We start from the raw sequence: 21,709 nt of genomic DNA, 5'->3' as shown, positions 1-21,709 counted from the left end.
TTTTGTATGGCCAGGCAATACCTGACTCCGGAACAGGACGAGAAGCTTCGCCAGTGGGAACGCTGGAACCGGAACTATTTCATTTTTGCGTTTGTGGCGCTGACCATCATTCTGGTGTTCAGCAGTCAACTGGGGTTGTCCAGCGGTGAAAGCTGGGCGCCTCTGGGCGTTCTGATTGCCGCCCTGATCACGCCCATCATTGCTCTGCAGCTGAAGCTGGCATGCCCGGCCTGTGGCCACAAGATTGGCTGGCAGGCGAAGCTGATGGCGCCAGACCAGTGCAAGACCTGCGGTACCTTCCTGCGCTCCCGGAACCAATAGCCCTCCCAGGATTATTCCTCTCAAAAAAGCCTTTGACCTGTGAGTTGCTCACAGGTTTTACGCTATGGTTACCATATGGCGTTTGCCGTGCCGCAGCGGGGTGATAAAGGCTCATGAAAGTTAAAGAGATTGCAGAAGCCGCTGAGGTAAATCCGGATACCGTCCGGTTTTACACCCGCGAGAACCTGCTCAAACCGACCCGTAACCCGGATAACAACTACCAGCAGTACGATGCCGAGGACCTACGCCGGCTTCGGTTTGCCCGAAAAGCACGACAGTTGGGATTCTCCTTGCCTGAGATACGGCAGATTCTGGATCAGGCGGACGATCATCATTCGCCGTGTCCGATGGTTCGGGATGTGTTTCAACACCGGTTGGCAGAAGTTGAGCGGGAAATTCGGGAGCTGCAGCAGCTGCGCAAGCGGATGACCGCTGCGCTGGCAGCCTGGCAGGACATGCCGGATGGCACGCCGGATGGCCATACCATTTGCCGGTTGATTGAACACTGGGATGATCCGGCGCCCTGTTGCGGGGCAAGCGAACAGAACGAGGAGTGATTCTGGATGACTGACATACCTGTTTTACAAACCACTCTCAGCATTTCCGGGGCTTCATGTCAGGGCTGTGCGAAGAAGATTCGCAACGCGCTGGAGCCGTTGACTGGTGATGCTGAGCTGGTTGAAGTCGATCTGGAAAAGCAGACGGTGGCCCTGCCTGAGGGCGTGGATGCCGGTGAGGCGGCTCGGATCGTTACCGAGACCGGTTACCCTGCTGAGCCTTTCGAGGATGACGCCGAACCCGCCAGTTGCTGTTCTTCAGGCAATAAAGGTGAGGCCGATACCTCCCGCCACTCTGAAGATCAGGCAACCGACGCAGATTCCGCTCCGGCTGGTTCTGCGACAGCGACCGGTGCGGACGGGCAGATTCATCTGTCGGTCACGGGTGCCACCTGTGCTTCCTGTGTAAACACCATTGAGAAAGCCCTGATGTCGGTCTCGGGTATCAGCCATGCCCACATGAACCTGGCCGATAACACCGCCACAGCTACCGGCAGTGCCAATCCCGAGGCGCTGGTGAAGGCGGTTGAGAGCGCCGGTTATGGCGCCAGCGTGATTGAGGACGAAGACGAAGCGGATGATCGCAAGCAGGAGGAAGACCGCAAGCAGTACAAGACGCTGCTGGTAAAGATGGCAGTGAGTCTGGGCCTGGGTCTCGGGCTGATGGTCTGGGGTATGGGCTTCGGCACCATGATGGTGACCGACGCCAACCAGGGCACCTGGCTCGGGCTGGGCGTGCTGACACTGATCGTGATGGCCGCCACGGGTGGACATTTTTATACCGGGGCGTGGAAGGCGTTCCGGCACCACAATGCCAACATGGACACCCTGATTGCCCTGGGTACCGGCACCGCCTGGCTCTACTCCATCGTAGTGGCCAGCATTCCCGGTGCGCTGCCGGAGATGGCGCGCCATGTCTACTTTGAGGCCTCGGCAATGATCATCGGTCTGATCAACCTGGGCCAGGCACTTGAGTTGCGAGCTAAAGGCAAGACGTCAGAAGCGGTGCGCCGGTTGCTGGACCTGCGGGCGAAAACCGCGCGGGTGATTCGCGATGGTGAAGAGCAGGACGTTCCAGTCGAGGAGGTGCTCAAGGGCGATCACATCCGCGTGAGACCCGGGGAAAAACTACCAGTCGATGGCGTGATTGCCGAAGGGTCGACCCGCATTGATGAGAGTATGCTCACGGGCGAGCCAATGCCGGTCAGCAAATCGGAAGGCGATGAGGTGTCTGCCGGCACCCTGAATACCCATGGCTCTATTGTTTACGAGGCCACCCGGGTAGGCAGTGACACCGCGCTGGCGCAGATCATCAAGCTGGTGAAAAAAGCCCAGGGTTCCAAACCTGCCATCGGGCGACTGGCGGACAAGATCTCATCGGTGTTCGTACCCACCGTCATGCTGATTGCCGTGGTGGCCGCGCTGGTCTGGTACAACGTCGGGCCGCAACCGGCGGTGGTTCATATGATGGTGGCCGCTACCACGGTGCTTATCATCGCCTGTCCCTGCGCACTTGGTCTGGCCACACCCATGTCGGTGATGGTCGGGGTTGGCAAGGCCGCCGAATACGGCGCCCTGATTCGTCAGGGCGATGCCCTGCAGACCGCGGGCAAACTGGACCTGGTTATTCTGGATAAAACCGGCACCATTACCGAGGGCCACCCTGCAGTCACCCGGATTCATGCCAGCGACGGTGATGAACAGCGTCTGCTGGCGCTGGCCGCCGGTCTTGAGCAGCACTCTGAACACCCTCTGGCCGAGGCCATTCTGGAGAAGGCGAAGGAGGAAACTGTTCAAGCTGAAAAGGTGAACGGTTTTGAGGCCCTGAATGGCAAAGGCGTGCAAGGTCAGTTTGACGGCCAGCCACTGCGCCTGGGCAACAAGCGTTGGTTGGAAAACGAAGGGGTGGCGCTTGGCGACCTCGCCGAGGCCGCCAGCTCAATTACAGATGAAGCCGGCACGCCACTATTCCTGGCATTGGGCACCGAAGCTCTTGGAGTCATTGGTGTTGCTGACGCCATCAAACCCGATTCGAAGGCCGCGATCCAGCGCCTCCACGCGACTGGTATCAAGGTGATGATGGTCACCGGCGATGTCGACGCCACCGCCAAGGCCATCGCCAAAAAGGCCGGTATTGATGATTATCGCGCGGAAGTCTTACCCGAAGACAAGGCCGAAGTAGTCAGCGAAATGCGCGGCAAGGGCCACATAGTCGCTATGGTCGGCGACGGTATCAACGACGCCCCGGCCCTTGCGGCAGCGGACGTCGGTTTTGCCATCGGCACCGGCACGGATGTGGCCATTGAGAGCGCTGGCATCACTCTGATGCGAGGCTCGCTCCACGGCGTGCCCGATGCCATCGAGATCTCCCGGGCCACGGTGAAGAATATTCACCAGAACCTGTTTGGCGCGTTCGTATACAACACTATGGGTATTCCGGTGGCCGCCGGCCTGCTCTACCCTGTCTGGGGAATACTGATGAGCCCGATTCTGGCCGGCGCTGCCATGTCCCTTTCTTCGGTGACGGTGGTGTCGAACGCCAACCGTCTGAGGTTGTTCCGAACCAGCCACCGCTCGGAAAAGAAAGTCAGGAATAGTGATCCAACACAGCAAAAGGAGCGGAACTGATGGAAACACTGCTGGTCAACGTCGGAGGACTTGCCCTGATGGCAGCCATCGTCTGGTGGTTCTGGCTTTCCGGCTCTGACGACACAGGCTCGAGTGAGCATCAACATCACCACTGAGGTACTTGCCATGAAAAAACACACCCTGGCTTTTGGCCTGATGGCAGCACTGGGATTCAGCACCACGGCTCTCGCAGCTGGCGCAGCCCAGAGCATCCACGTTTACAAATCCCCGACCTGCGGCTGCTGTGGTGACTGGATTGATCACCTGGAAGAGAACGGTTTCGAGGTCAAAGCGACCAATACGAACGACATGGGTCGAATCAAGGCGGACGCCGGCCTGATTGCCGGTCTTGGCAGTTGCCATACCGCTTTTGTCGGCGATTATGTCATCGAGGGTCACGTACCGGCCGACGACATCAAACGTCTGATCAGTGAAGCGCCCCAGGCAAGGGGTCTGAGTGTGCCAGGCATGCCCATCGGGTCGCCCGGTATGGAGATGGGCGACCGGAAAGACCATTACAAGGTCATCCTGTTCAACGAGGCAGGACAGACCCGAATCTTTTCCCAACACAATTAAGGTTGGGCGATGAACAGGGGCCGTCTAGAACGGCCCTTGAGATCAATTTTTCTCCAGTCACACCCCAAACCCTGTCCGTTTTCCCTACACACTGGTCAACCAGTGTTCTATCATTGGCGCCCAGAAACCCAGAAAATCCGAGAGGGATCTTCGTTGAGCCTCAGAACCCGAATCCTTGGCCTGGCCGCCAGCCTGATTATTGTGGCATCCGTGGCTTCGTGGCTGGCCTATCGGGAGCTATCCGAAAGCATTATCGAGCGCTGGGGCCAACAGGTCGCGGAGATCCAGGTGCGCTATGACAGCGCCCGTCTGCTGCAGTCCCTGGAGCGCGAGATTGGATTGGCCAAACAAATGGCCAGTTCCTCCGCCCTGATCAACTGGGCCGCCAATCCGGATGGTGCGACGCTCGAATCTGAAGCCATCCGCCAGATGGAAAGTTTTCGTTCCAATTTTCGGGACAACAATTACTTCGTTGCCCTCGTCGAGAACGGCCACTATTACTACAACAACGAGGAAAACGAATACGCTGGCAGCCAGTTCCGATATGTTCTCGATAAGGAGAAACCCGATGACGCCTGGTTTTTCCAGCTGATTGAGGAAGGTCGTGATTTCCATCTCAACGTAAATCCAGACACAGAGCTGGGCGTCACCAAACTCTGGATCGATGTGCTGATGCGCGACGAGGCCGGCGAAATTGTCGGCATGGTCGGTACCGGTCTGAGTCTTGACGCTTTCCTGCAGGATATAGTCGACATCGGCCAGGAAGGCATCACCACCCTGTTCGTGGACTACAACGGCGCCATACAGCTATACCGTGACCGGAACTACATCGATTTCGCCAGCATCATCAAACCCGAAGGTCAGAAGAACACTGTTGACCTGCTATTCGATGATCCCCAGGACAAGCAGCAGATCCTCGGAATGCTGCAACTGCTGAAAAAGCGCGGAGACAGGGCTGGCGAGGTAGAAAGCGGTTTTGTGACTGTCGATGGCCGCAAGCACCTGGCGGGGGTTGCCTTCCTGCCAGCCATTGGCTGGTTCGAGATCACCCTGCTCGACCTCAATACACTCCTGCCAACCAGCTACCTGTGGCCCCTTGTGGCCGTGTTCCTGACGACACTGCTGGTCACACTGGTTTTATTCCACCTGATTATTCAGTCCCGTATTCTCAAGCCCATCATGAGTCTGGAACACGCCGTGGAAAAAGTCCGGGAAGGCAGCTTCGACCTGCCACGGCTGGATAAACCCGATAACGAGATCGGCTGGCTGGCCGATCACTTCGAGAAAATGACCCAGAGCCTGGGTCACTCTACCCGGGAGCTGGAAGAGAAAGTCGCGCAAAGAACGGATGAATTGAACCGTCTGGCCCGGATCGATCCCCTGACTGGCCTGAAAAACCGTCGCGGCCTGGACGAGGTACTGGATGAGGAAATCCAGCGGGCACGCCGCCAGGAAAGCGGCTTTGGCGTAATCTGGCTGGACATCGACCATTTCAAGAGCATCAACGATAACCTTGGTCATCAGGCCGGCGATCAGATTCTGTGCCGGGTAGCTCTCTGGCTGAAAGCCGGCGTCCGCCCCTACGATCATCCGGGGCGATGGGGAGGCGACGAGTTCGTGGTTTTATTATCGCCCTGTGACCACGGCACGCTGGAACAGATTGCCCGACGGATTCGGGAGCTGGTTGAACAGGAGAGCCGAAAAACCGGTACCCCTGTAACGGTCAGCGTAGGGGCCTTCTTTGCTGGACCCGGCGACAGCAGCGACACTATCCTCAGACATGCCGACCGCGCGCTTTATCGCGCGAAAGCCGCCGGCCGTAACCAGGTCTGCATCGACACACTGGATGACGAAGAAGCCCTTTCCGAGGACTGACGGGAAAAGCCGGGGCCCAACACCAGAGGCCCCGGCCAACACCACGAATCAGTAGAGGAATGGCGCCAGAGCCAGTTCCAGGCGAGCCTGGGCCGAGTAGACGTTCGCTACAGGAACTGCAGGCTGCTCGGGCGGCACGGCTGACGGCCAGGCTTTTTGGAGCTCGTCCAGTGCCTTCACGGCATCACGCCAGGCTTCCTTGTTCTGCTTTTTCAGTGTCACCTGGTGGCTATCCAGATAGTCACGTGCGGAACTCACAAAGCCGCGCCCGTCCTGATATTCGTGCACGGCAACAAAGCGCCCTTCGTCCAGCGCCTCGTCATACTCAAGCACGGCCTGCTTGGTCAGCGAGAGGACCACTCTCGAGACGGTTCCGGCACTCTGTGCGCGCTTGCTATCGGCAGCATTGACCGCTTTCTCGAGAGCCACCCAGGCCGCCTGGAACTCCTTATTGATGTCGCTCCAACGCTCAACCCCGCCGGCCTGATTCGCCAACAACTCCAGACGCTCACTCACGTCGTTTTGACCCCGGCTCTCCAGGCCCGGTTCAACCATGCCGTAAAGCTCAACCCAGGGATGGGTCAGATGTGGACGCCCGTCAGCGACTTTGCCTGCCTTGATCAATTCCCGAGCCGCCATCAAATGACCCTGCATCATCTGCAACATGGCAACATAGGCGCCGTCAGAGTCGACAGGAGAAACAGCGGCTGATCCGCCCTCTCCGCCCTCTCCGCCCTCTCCGCCTTCTCCGCCTTCGCCACCGGCGGCAAAGTAACTGAACGCCGCTCCTGCTCCGTGTTCACCGCCTTCACCTCCATGGTGTTCACCGCCTTCACCACCGTGATGTTCTCCGCCCTCACCGCCTTCTGCTGAGCCCGAGGTCATCATGTCGTCGTAATGCTTTTCTTTATGCTCGCTGGCAACAACTCCCGAACTGGCAATTAGCGTAGCCATGCCGATGCCGGTCCAGAGCTTCTGCTTTTCATTCTTCATTCCGTTCTTTCTCCTGTTAAAAACCGCCTGCTGCTCTTCGTCAACAACGGTAGAATTGATGGCATGTCCATAGTGGTGCATGATGCGCCACAGCAAACACTGATTGCAAATTATTCGTATTAAGAGTTGAGCTAACCATGATTATCTGTATCGACCAGATCCTGACCCCTGAACAGCTCAAGCGAATCCGCAACGCTCTGGACGGCGGCCAGTTTCAGGACGGGCGGAGCACAGCCGGGTGGCATGCAAAGCTGGTCAAGAACAACGAGCAATTGAAGGTGTCCGGGGGCCAGGCGGAAGGTCTTCGGGCCGAGGTGGAAAAAGCCCTGACTGAACACCCCCTGTTCCAGATGGCAGTGCGGCCTGCCAAGGTCACACCTCTTATATTCAGTCGCTACCGGGATGGTATGACCTACGGCAATCATGTGGACGATCCCGTGATGGGCCGGGGGGCCGGCAGGTTGCGGACCGATGTTTCCTTCACGCTGTTCCTGGACGATCCTGACAGCTACGACGGGGGCGAACTGGTTACCGAGACCACGGCGGGCGAGCATTTCTACAAATTACCGGCCGGCGCGGCAGTGGTCTATCCGTCCTCAACCCTGCACCGGGTTGATCCGGTCACACGGGGCCAGCGCCGTGTCGCTATCGGTTGGGCTCAGAGCACCATTCGGGAACCAGCCCAGCGGGAAGTGCTATTTGATCTGGACACGGCCCGGCGACAACTGTTTGAACGTGAGGGCAAAACGACCGAATTCGATCTGCTCACCAAATCACTGGCCAACCTCCAGAGATTCTGGGCAGAAATCTGATTTGCGTATTCTGCTATCTGACGCATAGAGCCATAACCGTTATACTCCGCCCCATCATTCATTATTTACCAGCCAGGTTACTTCATGCTCAAAGCCGACGCCCTCAGCCAGTTGCGCCAGCTGAAATCGGATATCAAGGAAAACAAGGTGGTTTTCCCCGGTACTGTCAAAGCCACCAATGGCCGCTTCGGGTTTGTTGCGCTCGAAGAGGGTCGGGATGTCTTCCTGCCGCCCGAGGAGATGCAGAAGGTGCTGCCGGGCGACCGGGTGAACGTCACCGAGCAGGAAGTTGAGAAAGGCAAGACCCAGGGCGTGGTGGACGAACTGCTGGAAACCCGCCTGAATACGTTTGTTGGCCGTTACCTGGTCAAGGGCAAAGGGCACTTTGTGGTACCGGAGACCCCGGGCATCAACCGCTGGATCTTCATCCCGCCCAAAGAGCGAATGAATGCCCAGCCGGACGACTTCATCTACTGCCAGATTCACAAGCATCCGATCAAGGACGGCAAGGGCCAGGCCAAGGTGTTGCGCGTGATTGGCAAGGCCGGGGAACCCGGCATCGAGCGTTCCTTCACCCTCGCAACCTTTGACCTGGCGGACACCTGGCCGGACGCAGTGCGCACACAGGCCGACAGCCTTAGCGAAAGCGATATCGAATCCCGGGAAGCCGGACGGGAAGACCGAACGGATCGCCCCTATGTGACCATCGACAGCCCGGGCACCCAGGACATGGACGATGCCCTGCTGGCCGAACCCAACGCCACCGGCTGGTCGTTGTCGATTGCCATTGCCGACCCGACCGCCGTGATCGACACCGACAGCCCGGCGGAACAGGAGGCGTTCAACAGGGCCACCGCCATCTACTTCCCCGGCGAGCCCCTGCCCATGCTGCCTGACAGCATAAGCACCCGCCTGTGCTCGTTGATGCCAGACGTAAAGCGGCTGACTCTGGTATGCGACCTTCAGGTCAACAACGATGGCAGCCTTGGCGACTACAGCTTTCACCAGGCGGTCATTCAGTCCAAGGGCAAGCTCAGCTACGAGCTCGTTTCCAACCTGATCGAAGGTCGGGAAGACGATGAGATCAAAGCACTGCCGGACACCGTCGCCAACAGTCTGGATCAACTGCACCAAGCCGCGACAGCGCTCAGAAAATGGCGTAGCGAGCACGCGCTGCTGAGCGGCGACCGCCCGGAATTCCGCCTCCGGCTGGACGAAAACAAACGTATCCGACTGATTGAGCCGTCCATCCAGAAAGAAGCCCACCGCCTGGTGGAAGAGTGCATGGTCGCCGCCAATCGCTGCGCCGCGGACTTCCTGACCAACCAGACCGCCGGTCTGTTTATCCAGCATCCAGGACTGCGGGATGATCGCGCCGACAACATCCGGGCGCTGATCGACAGTCACGCACCACACCTGTCCGGGGTTGATGCCCATCAGGCCGAGGGCTTCCGAAAGCTGATGAAGGAAACCGACGCCCTGGAGGCAGAGGTTCCGGTCAAGGCCATACTGTCCCGCCAACTGGCCCGGGCCGAGTTAAGCTTCAAGCCGGCTCCACACCATGGTATGGGACTGGATGCCTACACCACCTTTACCTCGCCACTGCGCAAGTTCTCGGACTTCTACGTGCATCGGCTGATCAAATCGGCGCTGTGGGATACCCCCATGAAAGCCTTGAGTGAGGATCAGCTGGAGGCCCTCCAAGCTGCCCAGATCCGCGCCCGTCAGGCCGCCAACAGTCTCGAAGCCTGGCTCAAGAGTGACTTTGCCAAAACGCTCGGCGAAGAGCCCATGCCCGGCGTTATCAGCCGCACCGTGCCTGCCGGCTTCTTCGTCCGCCTGGATGCCAATGGCCTGGAAGGGTTCGTCAGCTGCAAGGATCTTGATGGCAAGTACAGCTTTGATCCGGTTACCCTGCGCCTGATCCACAACAAGAACGGACGCATCTTCCAACTGGAACAACCGGTAACGGTAAGCTTTTCAGGGGTGGACGAGGAACGCAGGCAAATCAATTTCAAGCTGGTGGAAGCCCAGGAGATCCCGACCGGGACGAGCTCCGACAACGGTTGAAAAACCACACGGGCAGGCGCATCGTATCAATCAGGACATGATCCGATGATGGAGGTGCGCCATGCCCATCACGCCCGATGAATTTCTGAAAAAATACGGTTTCGACAAGGAAGACGAAGAGCGGGACCACAGTCTCCGCCACAACGCCATGGAGCACGCAAAACATCTGCGAAGGCCCCATGCGGGAACGCCCCACGACTGGGAAGAGTGGGAGCGTTACAAGCAGGAACATCCGGATGAAGTGGAGGATGATTCCGACGGCTGATGCCCGATCATTATCGGGCCAGCATCCTTTCCAGCCGTTCGTCTTTGGCCTGCCATTGCTCCCCCAGCCAGTTTTTAACGTTCCGGCGGTGCTCAGCATTCGTTGAGTAGTCCCGGCCTTTCAGATGGTCCGGGATATCAACGGTGTGGATTTCCATTTTGACTTCCTTTACCCGGCCACAGATAAAGTCCCAGAACGTGGGCGCCCCTCCCGGATAGGCGATAGTCACGTCCACCAGCGTCTGAATCGAATCGCCCATGGCGTCTAGCACGAAGGCGGCACCGCCAGCCTTGGGTGTCAGCAGGTGCTTGTAGTGCGATTTCTGTTTATCGTGTTTGGCCTGGGTAAAGCGGGTCCCTTCAACAAAGTTCATCACACTGACCGGGGTATGGCGGAACTGCTCGCAGGCCCGACGCGTTGCCCGCAAATCTTCACCGCGTTTCTCCGGGTGTTTGATCAGGTACTCCCTCGTGTAACGCTTCATGAACGGGAAATCGAGGCCCCACCAGGCAAGACCGATTACCGGTACCCAGATGAGCTGCTGCTTGAGGAAGAACTTGAGAAACGGGGCACGGTGGTTGAAGACCCGCTGCATGGCGAAGATATCCACCCAGCTCTGGTGATTGGCCAGCACCAGGTACCAGCTTTCCCGCTTGAGGTTCTCGGCGCCTTTCACCTCCCATTTCGTGCCATGGGTAAGCTTCATCCAGCCGGTGTTGCAGGCCACCCAGGCTTCGGCGATCCAGATAATGACTTTGGTGCACAGAACCCGGAAGCCGGTGATGGGGATGATGAGTTTCAGGATGGCCGGTATGTAGAGCAGTATGCACCAGAACAGGGTGTTGATTCCCAGCAGAATGGAATTGAGTACGCCGATTACGGGGGCGGGAAGGAAACTGAGCATGGCGATCCTGTTTCTGGTTATTGTGTGCAAATAGGGGCTAATGATAGCAACCACAGGCCTCGTTGGGCAGTGGCCTGAAGTGACCGGTTTGCCCACGGGATTGGACACTTCTGCCATGGTGCTTTGCGCCTCACCATGGATAATCTCGAATTCTGGCCTGCGGGACTCGACGTTCGGTAATCAGTAAAGTGAGCCTCAAATTATCCATGGACATTCCTATGCCCAATCTCTTCAAATCAGCCTCTGACCGCGCTACAGGAGTTACCCGGCAAACAGCCCTTTATGCCGGTAATGCCTTCGACCGGGTGTTCCGGGCCGCCAGTCTGGTTCAGGCCGGACAGACGCCATTCGAAACCCTGCACACCGATGGGCTGGTCAGCCTGCGTTACTATCCGCCGCTGGCCGAGGATTTCATCGAGCTGGAAGGTGAGACCATTCCGGTTGAGAGAACGGCCCATAAGACACCGATTGTGATCGTGCCGCCCCTGGCGGTGAATATGCTGATCTACGATCTGTTTCCCCAGCGCAGTCTGGTTCGGTTTCTGCGTGCCAAGGGGTTTGAGGTGTATCTGATCGACTGGGGCATGCCAACGCGGAAGCACAGTCACTACAACCTGCATACCTACGTGGCCGAGCTGTTGCCAGCCTATCTGAACCGGGTTCGGGAGCACAGCGGTGAGCAGGAGTTATCGCTGCATGGCTGGAGCATGGGTGGCATGTTCACGCTGTTCTATTCCGCCCTCAGCAACGATCAGCACGTTCGCAATGCCATCGTGCTTGGCTCGCCGATCGACAGCCATGCGTCCGGGATTATTGGGCTTCTGAATCAGCGCATGGCAGATGTGGCCGGGTTTATCCGGAAACGAACAGGGTTCCGGCTTCACGATGTCAAACCTCACTGGTTTCATACTCCGGGCTGGGCCAACACCATCGGTTTCAAGCTGACCAATCCGATTGCCAGCGTAATGAGTTACTGGGAGCTGATCATCCGGCTGGGTGACCGGGAGTTTGTCACCAACCACGCCACTACGTCGGCGTTTCTGGATCGTATGGTGGCCTACCCTGGCGGGATCATTCAGGATACGGTGGTTCGCGTCTGGATCGACAACCAGCTGTCGAAAGGTGAAATCCAGATCGGCGAGGATATCGCCAGGCTGGACAATGTGAGTGCCAACTTACTGGCCATCGCTGGAGGCGACGATACGCTCGTGACATCGGGTGCGGCCAAGCGGGTGATGGATCATGTGAGCTCTACAGACAAGACGTTTCGGGTTGTGCCGGGTGGCCATATGGGCATTCTTGCCGGGAGCAAGGCGCCTCGTCAGAGTTGGCTGGAGTTGGCGGAGTGGCTGGCTTTGCGGTCGGACTGATTCTTTGAGCTCGGTGATTGCCGGCAGGTATCGGGGAGGGCTGTCCAAAACACGCTCCTTGCGGCACGTCCCTGTGACGCTTGACTGTCGCCATCCATGGCGACAGACAGTTTTGGACAGCCCTCCCCGATACCTGCCTCCGCTGGCTTCAAAGGTTCTTCAGGGTCTTCTTTAGTTCTGAGAGACTGTCGATCACTGCAGAGGGTTGAATGCCCCAATCCTCGAAAACCTTGTTCCGGTCTCTCTGCACCCAGACTGCCAGCAATCCCGATGCGCGCGCTCCAATCACATCCCAGGCATTGCTCGAAACCAAACACAAAGGCTTCTCCCAACAGCCCGTCGCCCTTCTCGCATAGGTGTATACAGCCGGATCGGGTTTGAAACTCTTGATATCGTCTACCGATACCAGACCTTCAAATTGGTCGAGCAAGTCGTTGTGTCCCAGCACTTTCTCCAGTGCCGGATAACCACCGTTGGAGAATGCGAAAAGCGGATAGTCGCCTCTGAGACTTTTTAACGCTGGCAAGGCATCGTCGAACGCGGGCAGAGACAGGTAGGCCGCCATCAGGGCGTTTTCGCGCTCTTCGGACAGGGTCAGTTTGTGGGTGGCCATGGCGTAGCGCAGGGCTTGTCGGGTGCATACGCCGAAGTCTTCGTAGACTTTCATCAGGCCCTTTCGGAATGAAAACTCCAGTTGCTTCTCCCGCCACAGAGCGGCCACGGCTTCTGCACTGTCGCCGGCATCTTCCGCCAGCAGGCGGGACATGCCCATGGGGTCTACCAGGGTTCCGTAGACGTCGAAAGCCAGGGTCATGGTCATCGGTGGGGCTCCTCATCCGGAATGGCGTTTGGGATCGTATACTGCAACCACAGTATCGGGGTTTGAACGATCACTCAACACAGTCAGCAATGACGACAGTTATGATAAGAGGAGCGAATCTCACTCGCCGGCTATGACTATTCTCAGGAATTTGCTCGTTTTACTGGCACTGGCCTCGACCGCCGCCTGCGCCACCAGCACTCAATTCTACAGCCCCGGGCCATCAACCTTGAGCGCGGAACCGGTTACTGATTTCGACCGCTATGTGGAATCTGTCAAAGCCTATGTCGATACCAATCTGGTTCCGGTGGAAGGGTTTGAGAGAGAACAGCAGGTGTTGTGGAACCTGCCATACAGGCTTGCACCGGCGGCCGGCTGCAGCCCCGGCGATCGCACCGGGCTTTTGCTGGTGCACGGCCTTAGCGATTCGCCTTTTGTGTTCCGTGATCTGGCCCGTTACCTGGCGGATCAGTGCGTTGAAGTCCGGACCCTGTTGCTGCAGGGACACGGCACCCGTCCAGGCGATATGGTGACAGCCAGCGCCGATGTTTGGCGCGATCAGGTACGCAATCACTTCGTCGCCCTTTCCCAGGACGTGGACCTGGCCTTTATCGGCGGATTCTCCCTCGGCGGTGCATTGGCCACAGAATACGCCCTTTCGGAGACCGGACCGCGACCGGCGGGCCTGATTGCAGTCGCGCCCGCCTGGCAGCTTAACGGTCTTCGGGATTACCTCTGGCTGGCACCCATCGCCGACGTTTTTGGTGATTTCGTGGAAAAAGAGCCCGAGCTTAATCCGGTCAAGTACGAGTCGTTTTCCTTTAACGCTGGCAGCCAGATCGGCGATGTCATCTCGTCGGCGCAGAGTCGGATAAGGCAATATGAAAGCCTTGAGATACCTTTGTTTCTGGCGGCAACCGAGGCCGACTCGGTGATCAATCTCGAGTATCTTGTCACGCAGTTCCGGAAGCGGTTCACCAATCCCCGGAACGCCATGATGACTTTTCGGGATACCCGTAAACCCTGGCCCGACGCACAGGCCGATGAACGCATCCGTTTCCTGAACAGCTATCTGCCTGACGCCAATATCCTGGAGTTCTCTCACCAGTCCCTGCTGATTGCGCCTGACAACGAACTCTATGGCCTGGGCGCGCCGCTGCAACGATGTCTGGAACCGAACAACATTTCCCTGGAGGGGTGCCGGGAATTGCCGGAGCAGGATCTCTGGTTCAGCGCCTGGCACGACACGGAGCGGCCAGTATTTACCAGCCGGCTGACCTATAACCCCTGGTTCGATGATCTGGCTCAGGCCATTGGGTCCTTCATCCAGGCAAACGAGTCCAGCAAGGCGCCGTAGCGCCGCCGGAGTCATCGGGTTACACTGCCATTCATGAACCCGATTGATACATTCAACCTGGATTTCCGTGCCCTGAGCACCTTTTTGGCAGTGCTGGATGAAGGCAGCGTGTCCCGTGCCGCGGTCCGGCTGGGTGTTACCCAGTCGGCAGTGAGCCACACGTTGGAACGCCTGCGTCAGGCCCTCGGAGATCCCCTGTTCGTGAAGTCCGGGCGTGGCATTGTGCCAACCCGCTACGCACTGCAGGCCGGCCCGCATATCCGCCAGATCCTGGATGACCTGCAGTCGCTGTCCTCCGGCCCGCCGTTCAGCCCCGCCACGGCTGAGTTCACTTTTACGATTGCTGCCAATGACTACCAGCGGGACCTGCTTTTGCCAGGGCTGGTGCGTACCTTGAGGAGCGAAGCCCCTGGTATCAGTCTCCAGGTGATTCCGTCTGGCATTCCCCGGGCCGACCTGTTGCGAAAGGATGTCTGTGATCTGGTTATTTCTCCGCACGCGCCGGAAGCGACGGACATTATGCAGCGGGGCCTGATGGCCGATCGAATGGTGGTGTTCTATGATCCCGAATACCGGAAACCGCCTGCGGATCTGCCGGAATACCTGAAGGCGGATCATATCGCCTTGTTGTTTGCCACCGGCGAGAAGCCAACGGTGGAGACCGCCATGGACACCCGTGGCCTGGTTCGCCGCAATGTGGTGACAGTTTCCAACTTTTCGGGCCTGCCGGAATTCCTGCGGGGCACGGATATGCTGGCCACGGCGCCGGAAGGCATGAGCAAACACTTACTCCGCGATTTCGCCTGGGTTCCCCTGCCCTTTGATTTCAAACCCTTTACCCTGCTGATGTTGTGGCACCGCCGCAACCAGAACGACCCCGCCCACAAATGGCTGCGTAATCAGGTGAATGCGGTTGCCGCTACGCTCAACGGTCTGAAAAGTTAATCAATTAGTTTTGCTCATAGGTTGTATGAGCTTTGCTGGCGTTATCTTCTGACCTCCCCTCACCTAGACTGCCATTACTCGGCGGTCGGCCAGGTTGGGAAAGGCTTTCCAAAACACGCTACGAGCACATCCATGTGCGCTTGTTTCGGGCCATCCTTGGCCCTCTACAGTTTTGGAAAGCCTTTCCCAACCTGACCTGTCGTAACTCTTTTGGTAACTCTCTGATAACGCATTAGGAAATCCATGCTGACTTTGACCAGTGTCTGGACAACGGTACTTCTCGCCGCCGCTGTGGCCCTTGGGCCGCTGGCGACGGACATGTATTTGCCGGCACTGCCACAAATAGGTTCTGACTTTGGCACCGGTACCGATCAGGTTCAGCTGACGCTGAGTCTGTATATGGTCGGTTTTGCCATTGCTCAGCTGATTTGCGGTCCGTTGGCGGACCGTTTTGGTCGCAAACCGATCATGATCGGTGGTTTCGTCCTTTTCGCCATTGCCAGTATTGGCTGTGCCCTGGCGTCGAACATCGAAACGTTGATTCTGTGCCGTTTCCTGCAAGCGCTTGGTGGTTCTGCCGGCCCGGTTCTGGGTCGGGCGGCAATTCGGGATATCTACACGCCCCGTGAGGCCGCCAAGATCCTGGCAATACTGGCCAGCATCATGGCCCTGGCGCCGGCGGTCGCGCCTACCATCGGTGGCCTGCTGACGGCCAGCCTGGGCTGGGCTTCGGTATTCCTGGCATTGGGCGGTTATGCGCTGGTAATGGCCGTGGTGGTGGCCTTTGGTATTCCAGAGCCCATGCGCCCGGAGCATCGCCAATCGCTGAAGCTCTGCAGCCTGCTGCGGAACTATCGGATCATCGCGAAGGACATCAGCTTCGTCGGCTACACCCTGACCAATGCCCTGATCTTCTCCGGCCTGTTCGCCTTTCTGTCGGGCTCTTCGTTCGTGCTTATTGATTTCCTCGGCGTGCCGACAGAACAGTTCGGTCTGTACTTTGCCTGCATGGTGGCCGGCTACATTATCGGTAACCTGACCGCCGTCCGTCTCGGCCGTCGCCTGCTTCCGGACCAGATCCTGGTTCGCGGTCTGATCATTGCGGTGGCTGGCGGCAGCCTCATGGCCGTGCTGGCACTGAGTGAAGTGTTCAACGTCTGGGCCGTCATTTTGCCTCAGGCCCTGTTCATGATCGGCACCGGGATGGTCCTGCCCCAGACCATGGCCGGCGCCCTGGCGAACTTCCCCACCATGGCCGGCTCCGCCTCTGCCCTGTTCGGCTTCACCCAGATGGCCGTAGCGGCTGTTGCCGGCATGCTCGTGGGTCACCTGCACGATGGCACGTCCCTGGTGATGGCCTTGATCATTGCCGCCTGCGCAGCACTCGCGATGGCCTGTTATCTGCTGCTGGTTCAGCGTTATCCTGCGAAAGGTTTCGAACCACAATCAATAACCAGTAATTGAAGTCTAATGGCCTCAGGGGAAAAGACTCTGATGCTAGGAGGCTGATGCGGGAGGGCTTTCCAAAACTGTCTGTCGCCATGGATGGCGACAGCCAAGCGTCACAGGGACGTGCCGCAAGGAGCGTGTTTTGGAAAGCCCTCCCGCATCAGCCCAACCGCCAAAGCCAACAGGCAAAATCATCCAAAGTGGTCTACACAGAGTACGTAAGACTCTAAACCAGACACCGAGGAGCAAATACCATGAGCAGCGTTAACCTGGACGGCAATCCCATTGAGTTGAGCGGCAAATTCCCCGAGACAGGCGACAACGCGCCTCCCTTTACCCTTACCAACAGCGGGCTGGAAGAAGTCAAACTCGAGAACTGGGCCGGCAAGCGCAAGATCCTGAACATCATCCCGAGCATCGACACCGGCGTCTGCGCCGCCTCCACCCGGAAATTCAACGAAAAGGCCGGCAGCCTGGACAACACCGTGGTCCTCGTGGTCTCCGCCGACCTGCCCTTCGCGGCCGCCCGATTCTGCGGCGCCGAAGGCCTGAAAAACGTCGAAACCCTCTCCACCTTCCGGAACTACAGCTTCCAGCAGGACTACGGCGTCGCCATTCAGGATGGCCCCCTGGCCGGTCTCTGCGCCCGGGCGGTGGTCGTACTGGATGAGAACGACAAGGTCATCCACAGCCAGCTGGTCGATGAGATCAAGGACGAGCCGGATTACGATGCGGCGCTGAAGGTGCTGTGAAGCTTCTTATCTCCCTGAGCGCCGGACATATCACCGGTTTTCGGGGCAGTTGGATGGGGGCGGGCTTCTGAAACCGTGCGGAGCCATGGATGGCGGAGCCGAGCGTACAGGGATGTATTCACAGCGTGTTTCAGAAGCCCGCCCCCAGCCGACTGCATGCTCCAAAACCAGAACCTGTTAGAATCCCCGCCCAAAGCCCGAATCCTAACCGAAGGCCCCTGACGCCCCGTGCAGACCACCACCCAAAACCCATCCCTGGCCCGCCAGCTCTACAGCATGACCTGGCCCATGCTCTTCGGGGTGCTGTCCCTGATGACCTTCCAGCTGGCCGACAGTGCCTTCGTGGGTCAGTTGGGGCGGGATCCGCTGGCTGCACTGGGCTTCACCCTGCCGATGCAGCAACTGATCATCGGCCTTCAGGTGGGTCTGGGGATTGCGACCACGGCGATCGTCTCCCGCACACTGGGTGCTGGCGATGAAATTCGGGCTTACCGGCTGGGCGGATTGATCATTACCGTGGGCGGCAGCCTTGTTTTCGTCATTTGCATGGCGCTGTGGTTCCTGCAGAGCCACATCATGACCGCCCTGGGCGCTGAAGACTCACTACTGCCACTGGTCCGGCAGTACTGGGTCCCCTGGCTGATGGCGGCCTGGACCGGGGCCTTCCTGTACTTCGGCTACAGCGTTTGCCGGTCCCACGGTGACACTAAATTGCCGGGGTACATGATGGTGGCCACGAGCCTGACCAACATCGCCCTGGACCCGCTCTACATCTTTGTTTTCGGCTGGGGACTGCCCGGCGCCGCCTGGGCGACCATCACCTCGTTCGGAATCGGCTGTCTGGTGATCTATCCGAAACTTCTGAAACGCCGCTGGATCCGGTTCGACCTGCGCGAGCTTGCCCTGTGGAAGGCCCTTAAACAGCTCAACGGCATCATGGCCCCGGCCATGGTGAGCCAGCTGATGCCGGCTGTCTCGGCCATGCTCGCAACGGCCCTGGTGGCCGGGTTCGGCTCGGCAGCAGTGGCCGCCTGGGGCCTGGGCACCCGTCTGGAATTTTTCTCTATTGTGGTGGTGCTCGCCCTGACCATGTCGATGCCGCCGATGATTGGCCGCATGCTGGGTGCCGGCGATATCGAGCAGATCCGGAAACTGGTGCGCCTTGCGGTCCGGTTTGTGGTGGTCTGGCAGTTGGCCATTGGCCTCACCTGGGTTGTCGCTTCCGGATTGGTATCGGAGCTGTTCTCCAGCGACAGTGATGTTCAGGAGGTCTTGGCCGGCTATCTGGTGCGGGTGCCTCTCAGTTACAGCGGTCTGGGCGTGTGCATGCTGATGGTGTCGGTTTGCAATGCCCTGGGCCTGGCCATGCGGGCCCTGCTGGTGTCCACCCTGCGCCTGTTCCTGTGTTTCCTGCCCCTGCTCTGGATCGGCAGCCAGGTCAACGGCCTCTACGGGCTGATGAGCGGCGCCCTGGTGGGCAATCTGTTTGCAGGCGCCATGGCTTACAGCTTTTACCGTGCCGGCATGACGCGCCTTAAGGCCGAGATATCCTCAGGCAAAGCGTGAGCGGAAGCTCTCGGGCACCGGCACCACTTCCTTGCGGTGGTAGTTGAAGAAGACGAAGCCATACTTCGCCAGTGCCACCGGCTGGCCGCTCTCGGCCTTGGTGACCCGGAATACGAAATCCCCGCCATACTTGTTGAAGTCCATCAGACCCACTTCAAAGCGCAGCATTTCCGGGAAGAAGGACTCGGACTGGTACATGGTGGCCAGGTCGGTCACGATAATGCCGGTGCCGTCCTTGCTGGCTTCCTGGATGCCATAGCTGACCAGGAACTGGGCCCGGGCCTCGGAGAGCATGGAGATGAGGGCGTCGTTGCCGAGGTGGTTGGCGCCGTTGATGTCGGTGATTCTGACGGGCATCCTGGTTTCGAAGCAGAAGACGTCATCCGGGAATGAGAGTTTGATTCGGGCCACGGGGGTTCCTGTTTTCACTGGGTATCTTGGGGCAAATCATACGCTGTTCGACTTTAGTGTTCATCTCGGGATCTTCTGAGTTAAATCAGTTATCTTGCTGTCAGACCTCTGCGCATCGAGCCTGGTGGAGCGACGGCTGGGAAAGGCCTTCCAAAACGCGCTCCTGGCGGCACGTCCATGTGACGCTTGACTGTCGCCATCCATGGCGACAGACAGTTTTGGAAGGCCTTTCCCAGCCGTCGTTCGTACTTTGTTCGCGCACTGAATAAAAAAGATCGTATTTGGAGTCCTATGGATATTCGCCCTGCTGCCACACTAGTTCTGGTTCGAGATACGGCCGACGGCCTTGAGGTCCTGCTGCTGCAACGTACCTGGGACGCCGTGTTTATGCCCGGCTATTTTGTGTTCCCCGGTGGGAGGGTCGAGGAAAATGAGACCCACGGCCAGGATCATATTATCGGCACCGCAGACGCCGAGATCAGTCAGACCATGAGCGTTGATGAAGGCGGCGCGGACTATATGTTGGCGGCGGTTCGGGAGTGTTTTGAGGAGTCCGGGGTTCTGGTTGCGGTGGATGAGCAGGTCAACCCGATAGCCGGGGATCACCCCGCCCATGCGGACCGGAAATCGGTGTTCGACGGCGATCTGTCTTTGGCCAGTCTGTGCAAAAAACACGGTTTGGCGATTCCCCTGGACAGGTTGGCTTACCTGGGCCACTGGATTACGCCGCCGGGACCGCCACGGCGTTTCGATACGCGGTTTTTCGTGACGCCGGCTCCTGAAGGACAATTGGCCGGGCATGACGGGGTGGAAACCATTGATCATGTCTGGATCCGCCCGGAGCAGGCGCTTGAGGACCATCGGAAGGGCCAGCGGTTGCTGGGACTCCCGACAATCCGGACGTTGCGGGTTCTGAACGGGTTTGAGACCACCGATGCGCTGATGCGCTATGCCCATGCGAACCCGCCCGAGCCGTACCCCGATCAACCATGGCCGGCGATGAAAAAGGGCAAGCCGGTAACGCTGGAGCCGGGAGCGCCTGCCTATGATGAGGCCGCGAAGCTGGATCCGGAAGGTGAAGGCTCGACCCGGGCGGAGATTATTCCCGGTGAGCCGGTTGAAGTCGCGGCCCGGGTCACTCGGCTGACGGCGCCCAACCCGGGCATGATGACCGGGCCGGGTACCAACACTTACATCCTGGGCCATGAACGCTTTACGGTGATTGATCCCGGCCCCGCCAACGAGTCCCATATCGAGCGGATTCTGGAGGTGACCGGTGGGGTGATTGACCAGGTTCTGGTGACCCACACGCATCAGGACCATTCACCGGCGGTTGCTGCCCTGAAAGAGCGCACCGGGTGCCGGGTATTCGGTTGGCCGGCACCCCCGGGTGCCGGCCAGGACCAGACGTTCCGGGCCGACGACGAGCCGGAGCACGGTGATCTGATTGTGACCGAAGCCGGGGTCCTGAAGGTGCTGCATACCCCTGGCCATGCGTCGAACCACCTGTGTTTTCTGCTGGTCGACCAGAACCTTCTTTTTTCCGGTGACCACATCATGCAGGGCTCAACGGTGGTGATTAATCCGCCGGACGGCGACATGAAGGCCTACATCGAATCGCTCTACGAGTTGCTGGCCGAGTCTGTTCGTTACATTGCGCCGGCCCACGGGTTCCTGATGGGGCATCCCGAAGCGGTGATCGACTTCCTGATTACCCACCGCCTGTCCCGCGAACACAAGGTGGCCCGTGCGCTGGAAGCCCTCACTCCGGTGGACCTGAAAGCCCTGACCGCCAAAGCCTATGACGATGTTCCGGCGGCCATCCATGGCCTCGCGGCACGGTCCGCCCTGGCGCATTTGCTGAAACTGGAGGCCGAGCACAGGGCGTTCCGGGAAAACGACCTCTGGCATGCCGTACACGACAGCTAACGCGGGAGTAACGAAAGCACACCAGATTTCGCAAAACACCCATATTGTTAATCGCGTTTCCGGCGTATAAATGTCTTCGTTATAACTTGCCCGGATTTCATGAAAGTGG

Annotated in this window: 19 protein-coding genes; 15 read left to right on the top strand and 4 right to left on the bottom strand. The window is 58.7% G+C overall.

Annotated elements, in window-relative coordinates:
* Positions 1-6: 6 nt before the first annotated feature.
* From FMN52_RS10335 to FMN52_RS10315, 5 genes are all read left to right on the top strand, one after another.
* Complete coding sequence (locus FMN52_RS10335) at positions 7-321, top strand: hypothetical protein (protein WP_148608549.1); 315 nt, start codon at positions 7-9, stop codon at positions 319-321.
* Between the two features lie 113 nt (positions 322-434).
* On the top strand, positions 435-878 hold the full coding sequence (locus FMN52_RS10330) for a MerR family DNA-binding protein (protein ID WP_148608548.1): 444 nt from the start codon (positions 435-437) through the stop codon (positions 876-878).
* Between the two features lie 6 nt (positions 879-884).
* On the top strand, positions 885-3,506 hold the full coding sequence (locus FMN52_RS10325; protein WP_148608547.1) for a heavy metal translocating P-type ATPase: 2,622 nt from the start codon (positions 885-887) through the stop codon (positions 3,504-3,506).
* A 126-nt stretch (positions 3,507-3,632) separates the two neighbouring features.
* A complete protein-coding gene (locus FMN52_RS10320) occupies positions 3,633-4,082 on the top strand; it encodes a DUF411 domain-containing protein (protein ID WP_148608546.1) in 450 nt (149 codons plus the stop codon).
* A gap of 153 nt (positions 4,083-4,235) precedes the next feature.
* On the top strand, positions 4,236-5,957 hold the full coding sequence (locus FMN52_RS10315; protein WP_148608545.1) for a diguanylate cyclase: 1,722 nt from the start codon (positions 4,236-4,238) through the stop codon (positions 5,955-5,957).
* Positions 5,958-6,005: 48 nt separating this feature from the next.
* Here the strand turns inward: FMN52_RS10315 and FMN52_RS10310 are convergent, their stop codons facing one another.
* Positions 6,006-6,950 carry a hypothetical protein gene (locus FMN52_RS10310; RefSeq protein WP_240339522.1) on the bottom strand — a complete coding sequence of 315 codons (945 nt, stop codon included), beginning with the start codon at positions 6,948-6,950 and terminating at the stop codon, positions 6,006-6,008.
* A 137-nt stretch (positions 6,951-7,087) separates the two neighbouring features.
* Between FMN52_RS10310 and FMN52_RS10305 the strand changes: the two genes are divergently transcribed.
* From FMN52_RS10305 to FMN52_RS10295, 3 genes are all read left to right on the top strand, one after another.
* Positions 7,088-7,762 carry a Fe2+-dependent dioxygenase gene (locus FMN52_RS10305; RefSeq protein WP_148608543.1) on the top strand — a complete coding sequence of 225 codons (675 nt, stop codon included), beginning with the start codon at positions 7,088-7,090 and terminating at the stop codon, positions 7,760-7,762.
* An 84-nt stretch (positions 7,763-7,846) separates the two neighbouring features.
* Positions 7,847-9,832: a VacB/RNase II family 3'-5' exoribonuclease gene (locus FMN52_RS10300; protein ID WP_148608542.1), complete on the top strand. Its 1,986-nt coding sequence runs from the start codon at positions 7,847-7,849 to the stop codon at positions 9,830-9,832.
* A gap of 61 nt (positions 9,833-9,893) precedes the next feature.
* On the top strand, positions 9,894-10,097 hold the full coding sequence (locus FMN52_RS10295) for a hypothetical protein (RefSeq protein ID WP_148608541.1): 204 nt from the start codon (positions 9,894-9,896) through the stop codon (positions 10,095-10,097).
* A gap of 10 nt (positions 10,098-10,107) precedes the next feature.
* On the opposite strand, the gene FMN52_RS10290 is transcribed toward FMN52_RS10295, so the two are convergent.
* Positions 10,108-11,001, bottom strand: coding sequence for an acyltransferase (locus tag FMN52_RS10290; RefSeq protein ID WP_148608540.1), 894 nt, complete (start codon positions 10,999-11,001; stop codon positions 10,108-10,110).
* A 218-nt stretch (positions 11,002-11,219) separates the two neighbouring features.
* Between FMN52_RS10290 and FMN52_RS10285 the strand changes: the two genes are divergently transcribed.
* Complete coding sequence (locus FMN52_RS10285; RefSeq protein ID WP_148608539.1) at positions 11,220-12,371, top strand: alpha/beta fold hydrolase; 1,152 nt, start codon at positions 11,220-11,222, stop codon at positions 12,369-12,371.
* Between the two features lie 148 nt (positions 12,372-12,519).
* Here FMN52_RS10285 and FMN52_RS10280 read toward each other — a convergent pair whose 3' ends face one another.
* The gene (locus FMN52_RS10280) at positions 12,520-13,191 is read right to left on the bottom strand and encodes a haloacid dehalogenase type II (protein WP_148608538.1); all 672 of its coding nucleotides are present in this window, start codon (positions 13,189-13,191) and stop codon (positions 12,520-12,522) included.
* Positions 13,192-13,420: 229 nt separating this feature from the next.
* On the opposite strand from FMN52_RS10280, the gene FMN52_RS10275 reads away from it, so the two are divergent.
* The 5 genes from FMN52_RS10275 (at position 13,421) to FMN52_RS10255 (ending at position 19,260) form a co-directional block, all read left to right on the top strand.
* Positions 13,421-14,548 (top strand): alpha/beta fold hydrolase, encoded by a 1,128-nt coding sequence (locus tag FMN52_RS10275; protein ID WP_240339457.1) that lies wholly within the window; start codon positions 13,421-13,423, stop codon positions 14,546-14,548.
* Between the two features lie 33 nt (positions 14,549-14,581).
* A complete protein-coding gene (locus FMN52_RS10270) occupies positions 14,582-15,493 on the top strand; it encodes a LysR family transcriptional regulator (protein ID WP_148608536.1) in 912 nt (303 codons plus the stop codon).
* Between the two features lie 243 nt (positions 15,494-15,736).
* The gene (locus FMN52_RS10265; RefSeq protein WP_148608535.1) at positions 15,737-16,957 is read left to right on the top strand and encodes a Bcr/CflA family multidrug efflux MFS transporter; all 1,221 of its coding nucleotides are present in this window, start codon (positions 15,737-15,739) and stop codon (positions 16,955-16,957) included.
* Positions 16,958-17,196: 239 nt separating this feature from the next.
* Positions 17,197-17,694 carry a thiol peroxidase gene (tpx, locus tag FMN52_RS10260; protein ID WP_148608534.1) on the top strand — a complete coding sequence of 166 codons (498 nt, stop codon included), beginning with the start codon at positions 17,197-17,199 and terminating at the stop codon, positions 17,692-17,694.
* 228 nt (positions 17,695-17,922) lie between these two features.
* A complete protein-coding gene (locus tag FMN52_RS10255) occupies positions 17,923-19,260 on the top strand; it encodes an MATE family efflux transporter (protein WP_240339455.1) in 1,338 nt (445 codons plus the stop codon).
* Here the strand turns inward: FMN52_RS10255 and FMN52_RS10250 are convergent.
* Positions 19,246-19,671, bottom strand: a complete 426-nt coding sequence (locus FMN52_RS10250) for a thioesterase family protein (RefSeq protein WP_008172718.1) — start codon at positions 19,669-19,671, stop codon at positions 19,246-19,248. The two genes, FMN52_RS10255 and FMN52_RS10250, sit on opposite strands and share 15 nt — an antisense overlap.
* A 291-nt stretch (positions 19,672-19,962) precedes the next feature.
* On the opposite strand from FMN52_RS10250, the gene FMN52_RS10245 reads away from it, so the two are divergent.
* Positions 19,963-21,600 (top strand): MBL fold metallo-hydrolase, encoded by a 1,638-nt coding sequence (locus tag FMN52_RS10245; protein WP_148608533.1) that lies wholly within the window; start codon positions 19,963-19,965, stop codon positions 21,598-21,600.
* The last annotated feature ends 109 nt before the right edge of the window (positions 21,601-21,709 follow it).

Source organism: Marinobacter sp. BW6 (genome assembly GCF_008107725.1).
Classification (GTDB): domain Bacteria; phylum Pseudomonadota; class Gammaproteobacteria; order Pseudomonadales; family Oleiphilaceae; genus Marinobacter.
Note: the sequence above shows the minus strand (reverse complement) of the source record. Positions and strands in the feature narration are given on the sequence as shown.

Excerpts from the sequence above, each read along its gene's own strand:
- FMN52_RS10335 (WP_148608549.1), top strand. The coding sequence starts at position 7 with ATGGCCAGGCAATACCTGACTCCGGAACAGGACGAGAAGCTTCGCCAG.
- FMN52_RS10330 (WP_148608548.1), top strand. The coding sequence starts at position 435 with ATGAAAGTTAAAGAGATTGCAGAAGCCGCTGAGGTAAATCCGGATACC.
- FMN52_RS10325 (WP_148608547.1), top strand. The coding sequence starts at position 885 with ATGACTGACATACCTGTTTTACAAACCACTCTCAGCATTTCCGGGGCT.
- FMN52_RS10320 (WP_148608546.1), top strand. The coding sequence starts at position 3,633 with ATGAAAAAACACACCCTGGCTTTTGGCCTGATGGCAGCACTGGGATTC.
- FMN52_RS10310 (WP_240339522.1), bottom strand. The coding sequence starts at position 6,950 with ATGAAGAATGAAAAGCAGAAGCTCTGGACCGGCATCGGCATGGCTACG.
- FMN52_RS10305 (WP_148608543.1), top strand. The coding sequence starts at position 7,088 with ATGATTATCTGTATCGACCAGATCCTGACCCCTGAACAGCTCAAGCGA.
- FMN52_RS10300 (WP_148608542.1), top strand. The coding sequence starts at position 7,847 with ATGCTCAAAGCCGACGCCCTCAGCCAGTTGCGCCAGCTGAAATCGGAT.
- FMN52_RS10295 (WP_148608541.1), top strand. The coding sequence starts at position 9,894 with ATGCCCATCACGCCCGATGAATTTCTGAAAAAATACGGTTTCGACAAG.
- FMN52_RS10290 (WP_148608540.1), bottom strand. The coding sequence starts at position 11,001 with ATGCTCAGTTTCCTTCCCGCCCCCGTAATCGGCGTACTCAATTCCATT.
- FMN52_RS10285 (WP_148608539.1), top strand. The coding sequence starts at position 11,220 with ATGCCCAATCTCTTCAAATCAGCCTCTGACCGCGCTACAGGAGTTACC.
- FMN52_RS10280 (WP_148608538.1), bottom strand. The coding sequence starts at position 13,191 with ATGACCATGACCCTGGCTTTCGACGTCTACGGAACCCTGGTAGACCCC.
- FMN52_RS10270 (WP_148608536.1), top strand. The coding sequence starts at position 14,582 with ATGAACCCGATTGATACATTCAACCTGGATTTCCGTGCCCTGAGCACC.
- FMN52_RS10265 (WP_148608535.1), top strand. The coding sequence starts at position 15,737 with ATGCTGACTTTGACCAGTGTCTGGACAACGGTACTTCTCGCCGCCGCT.
- tpx (WP_148608534.1), top strand. The coding sequence starts at position 17,197 with ATGAGCAGCGTTAACCTGGACGGCAATCCCATTGAGTTGAGCGGCAAA.
- FMN52_RS10245 (WP_148608533.1), top strand. The coding sequence starts at position 19,963 with ATGGATATTCGCCCTGCTGCCACACTAGTTCTGGTTCGAGATACGGCC.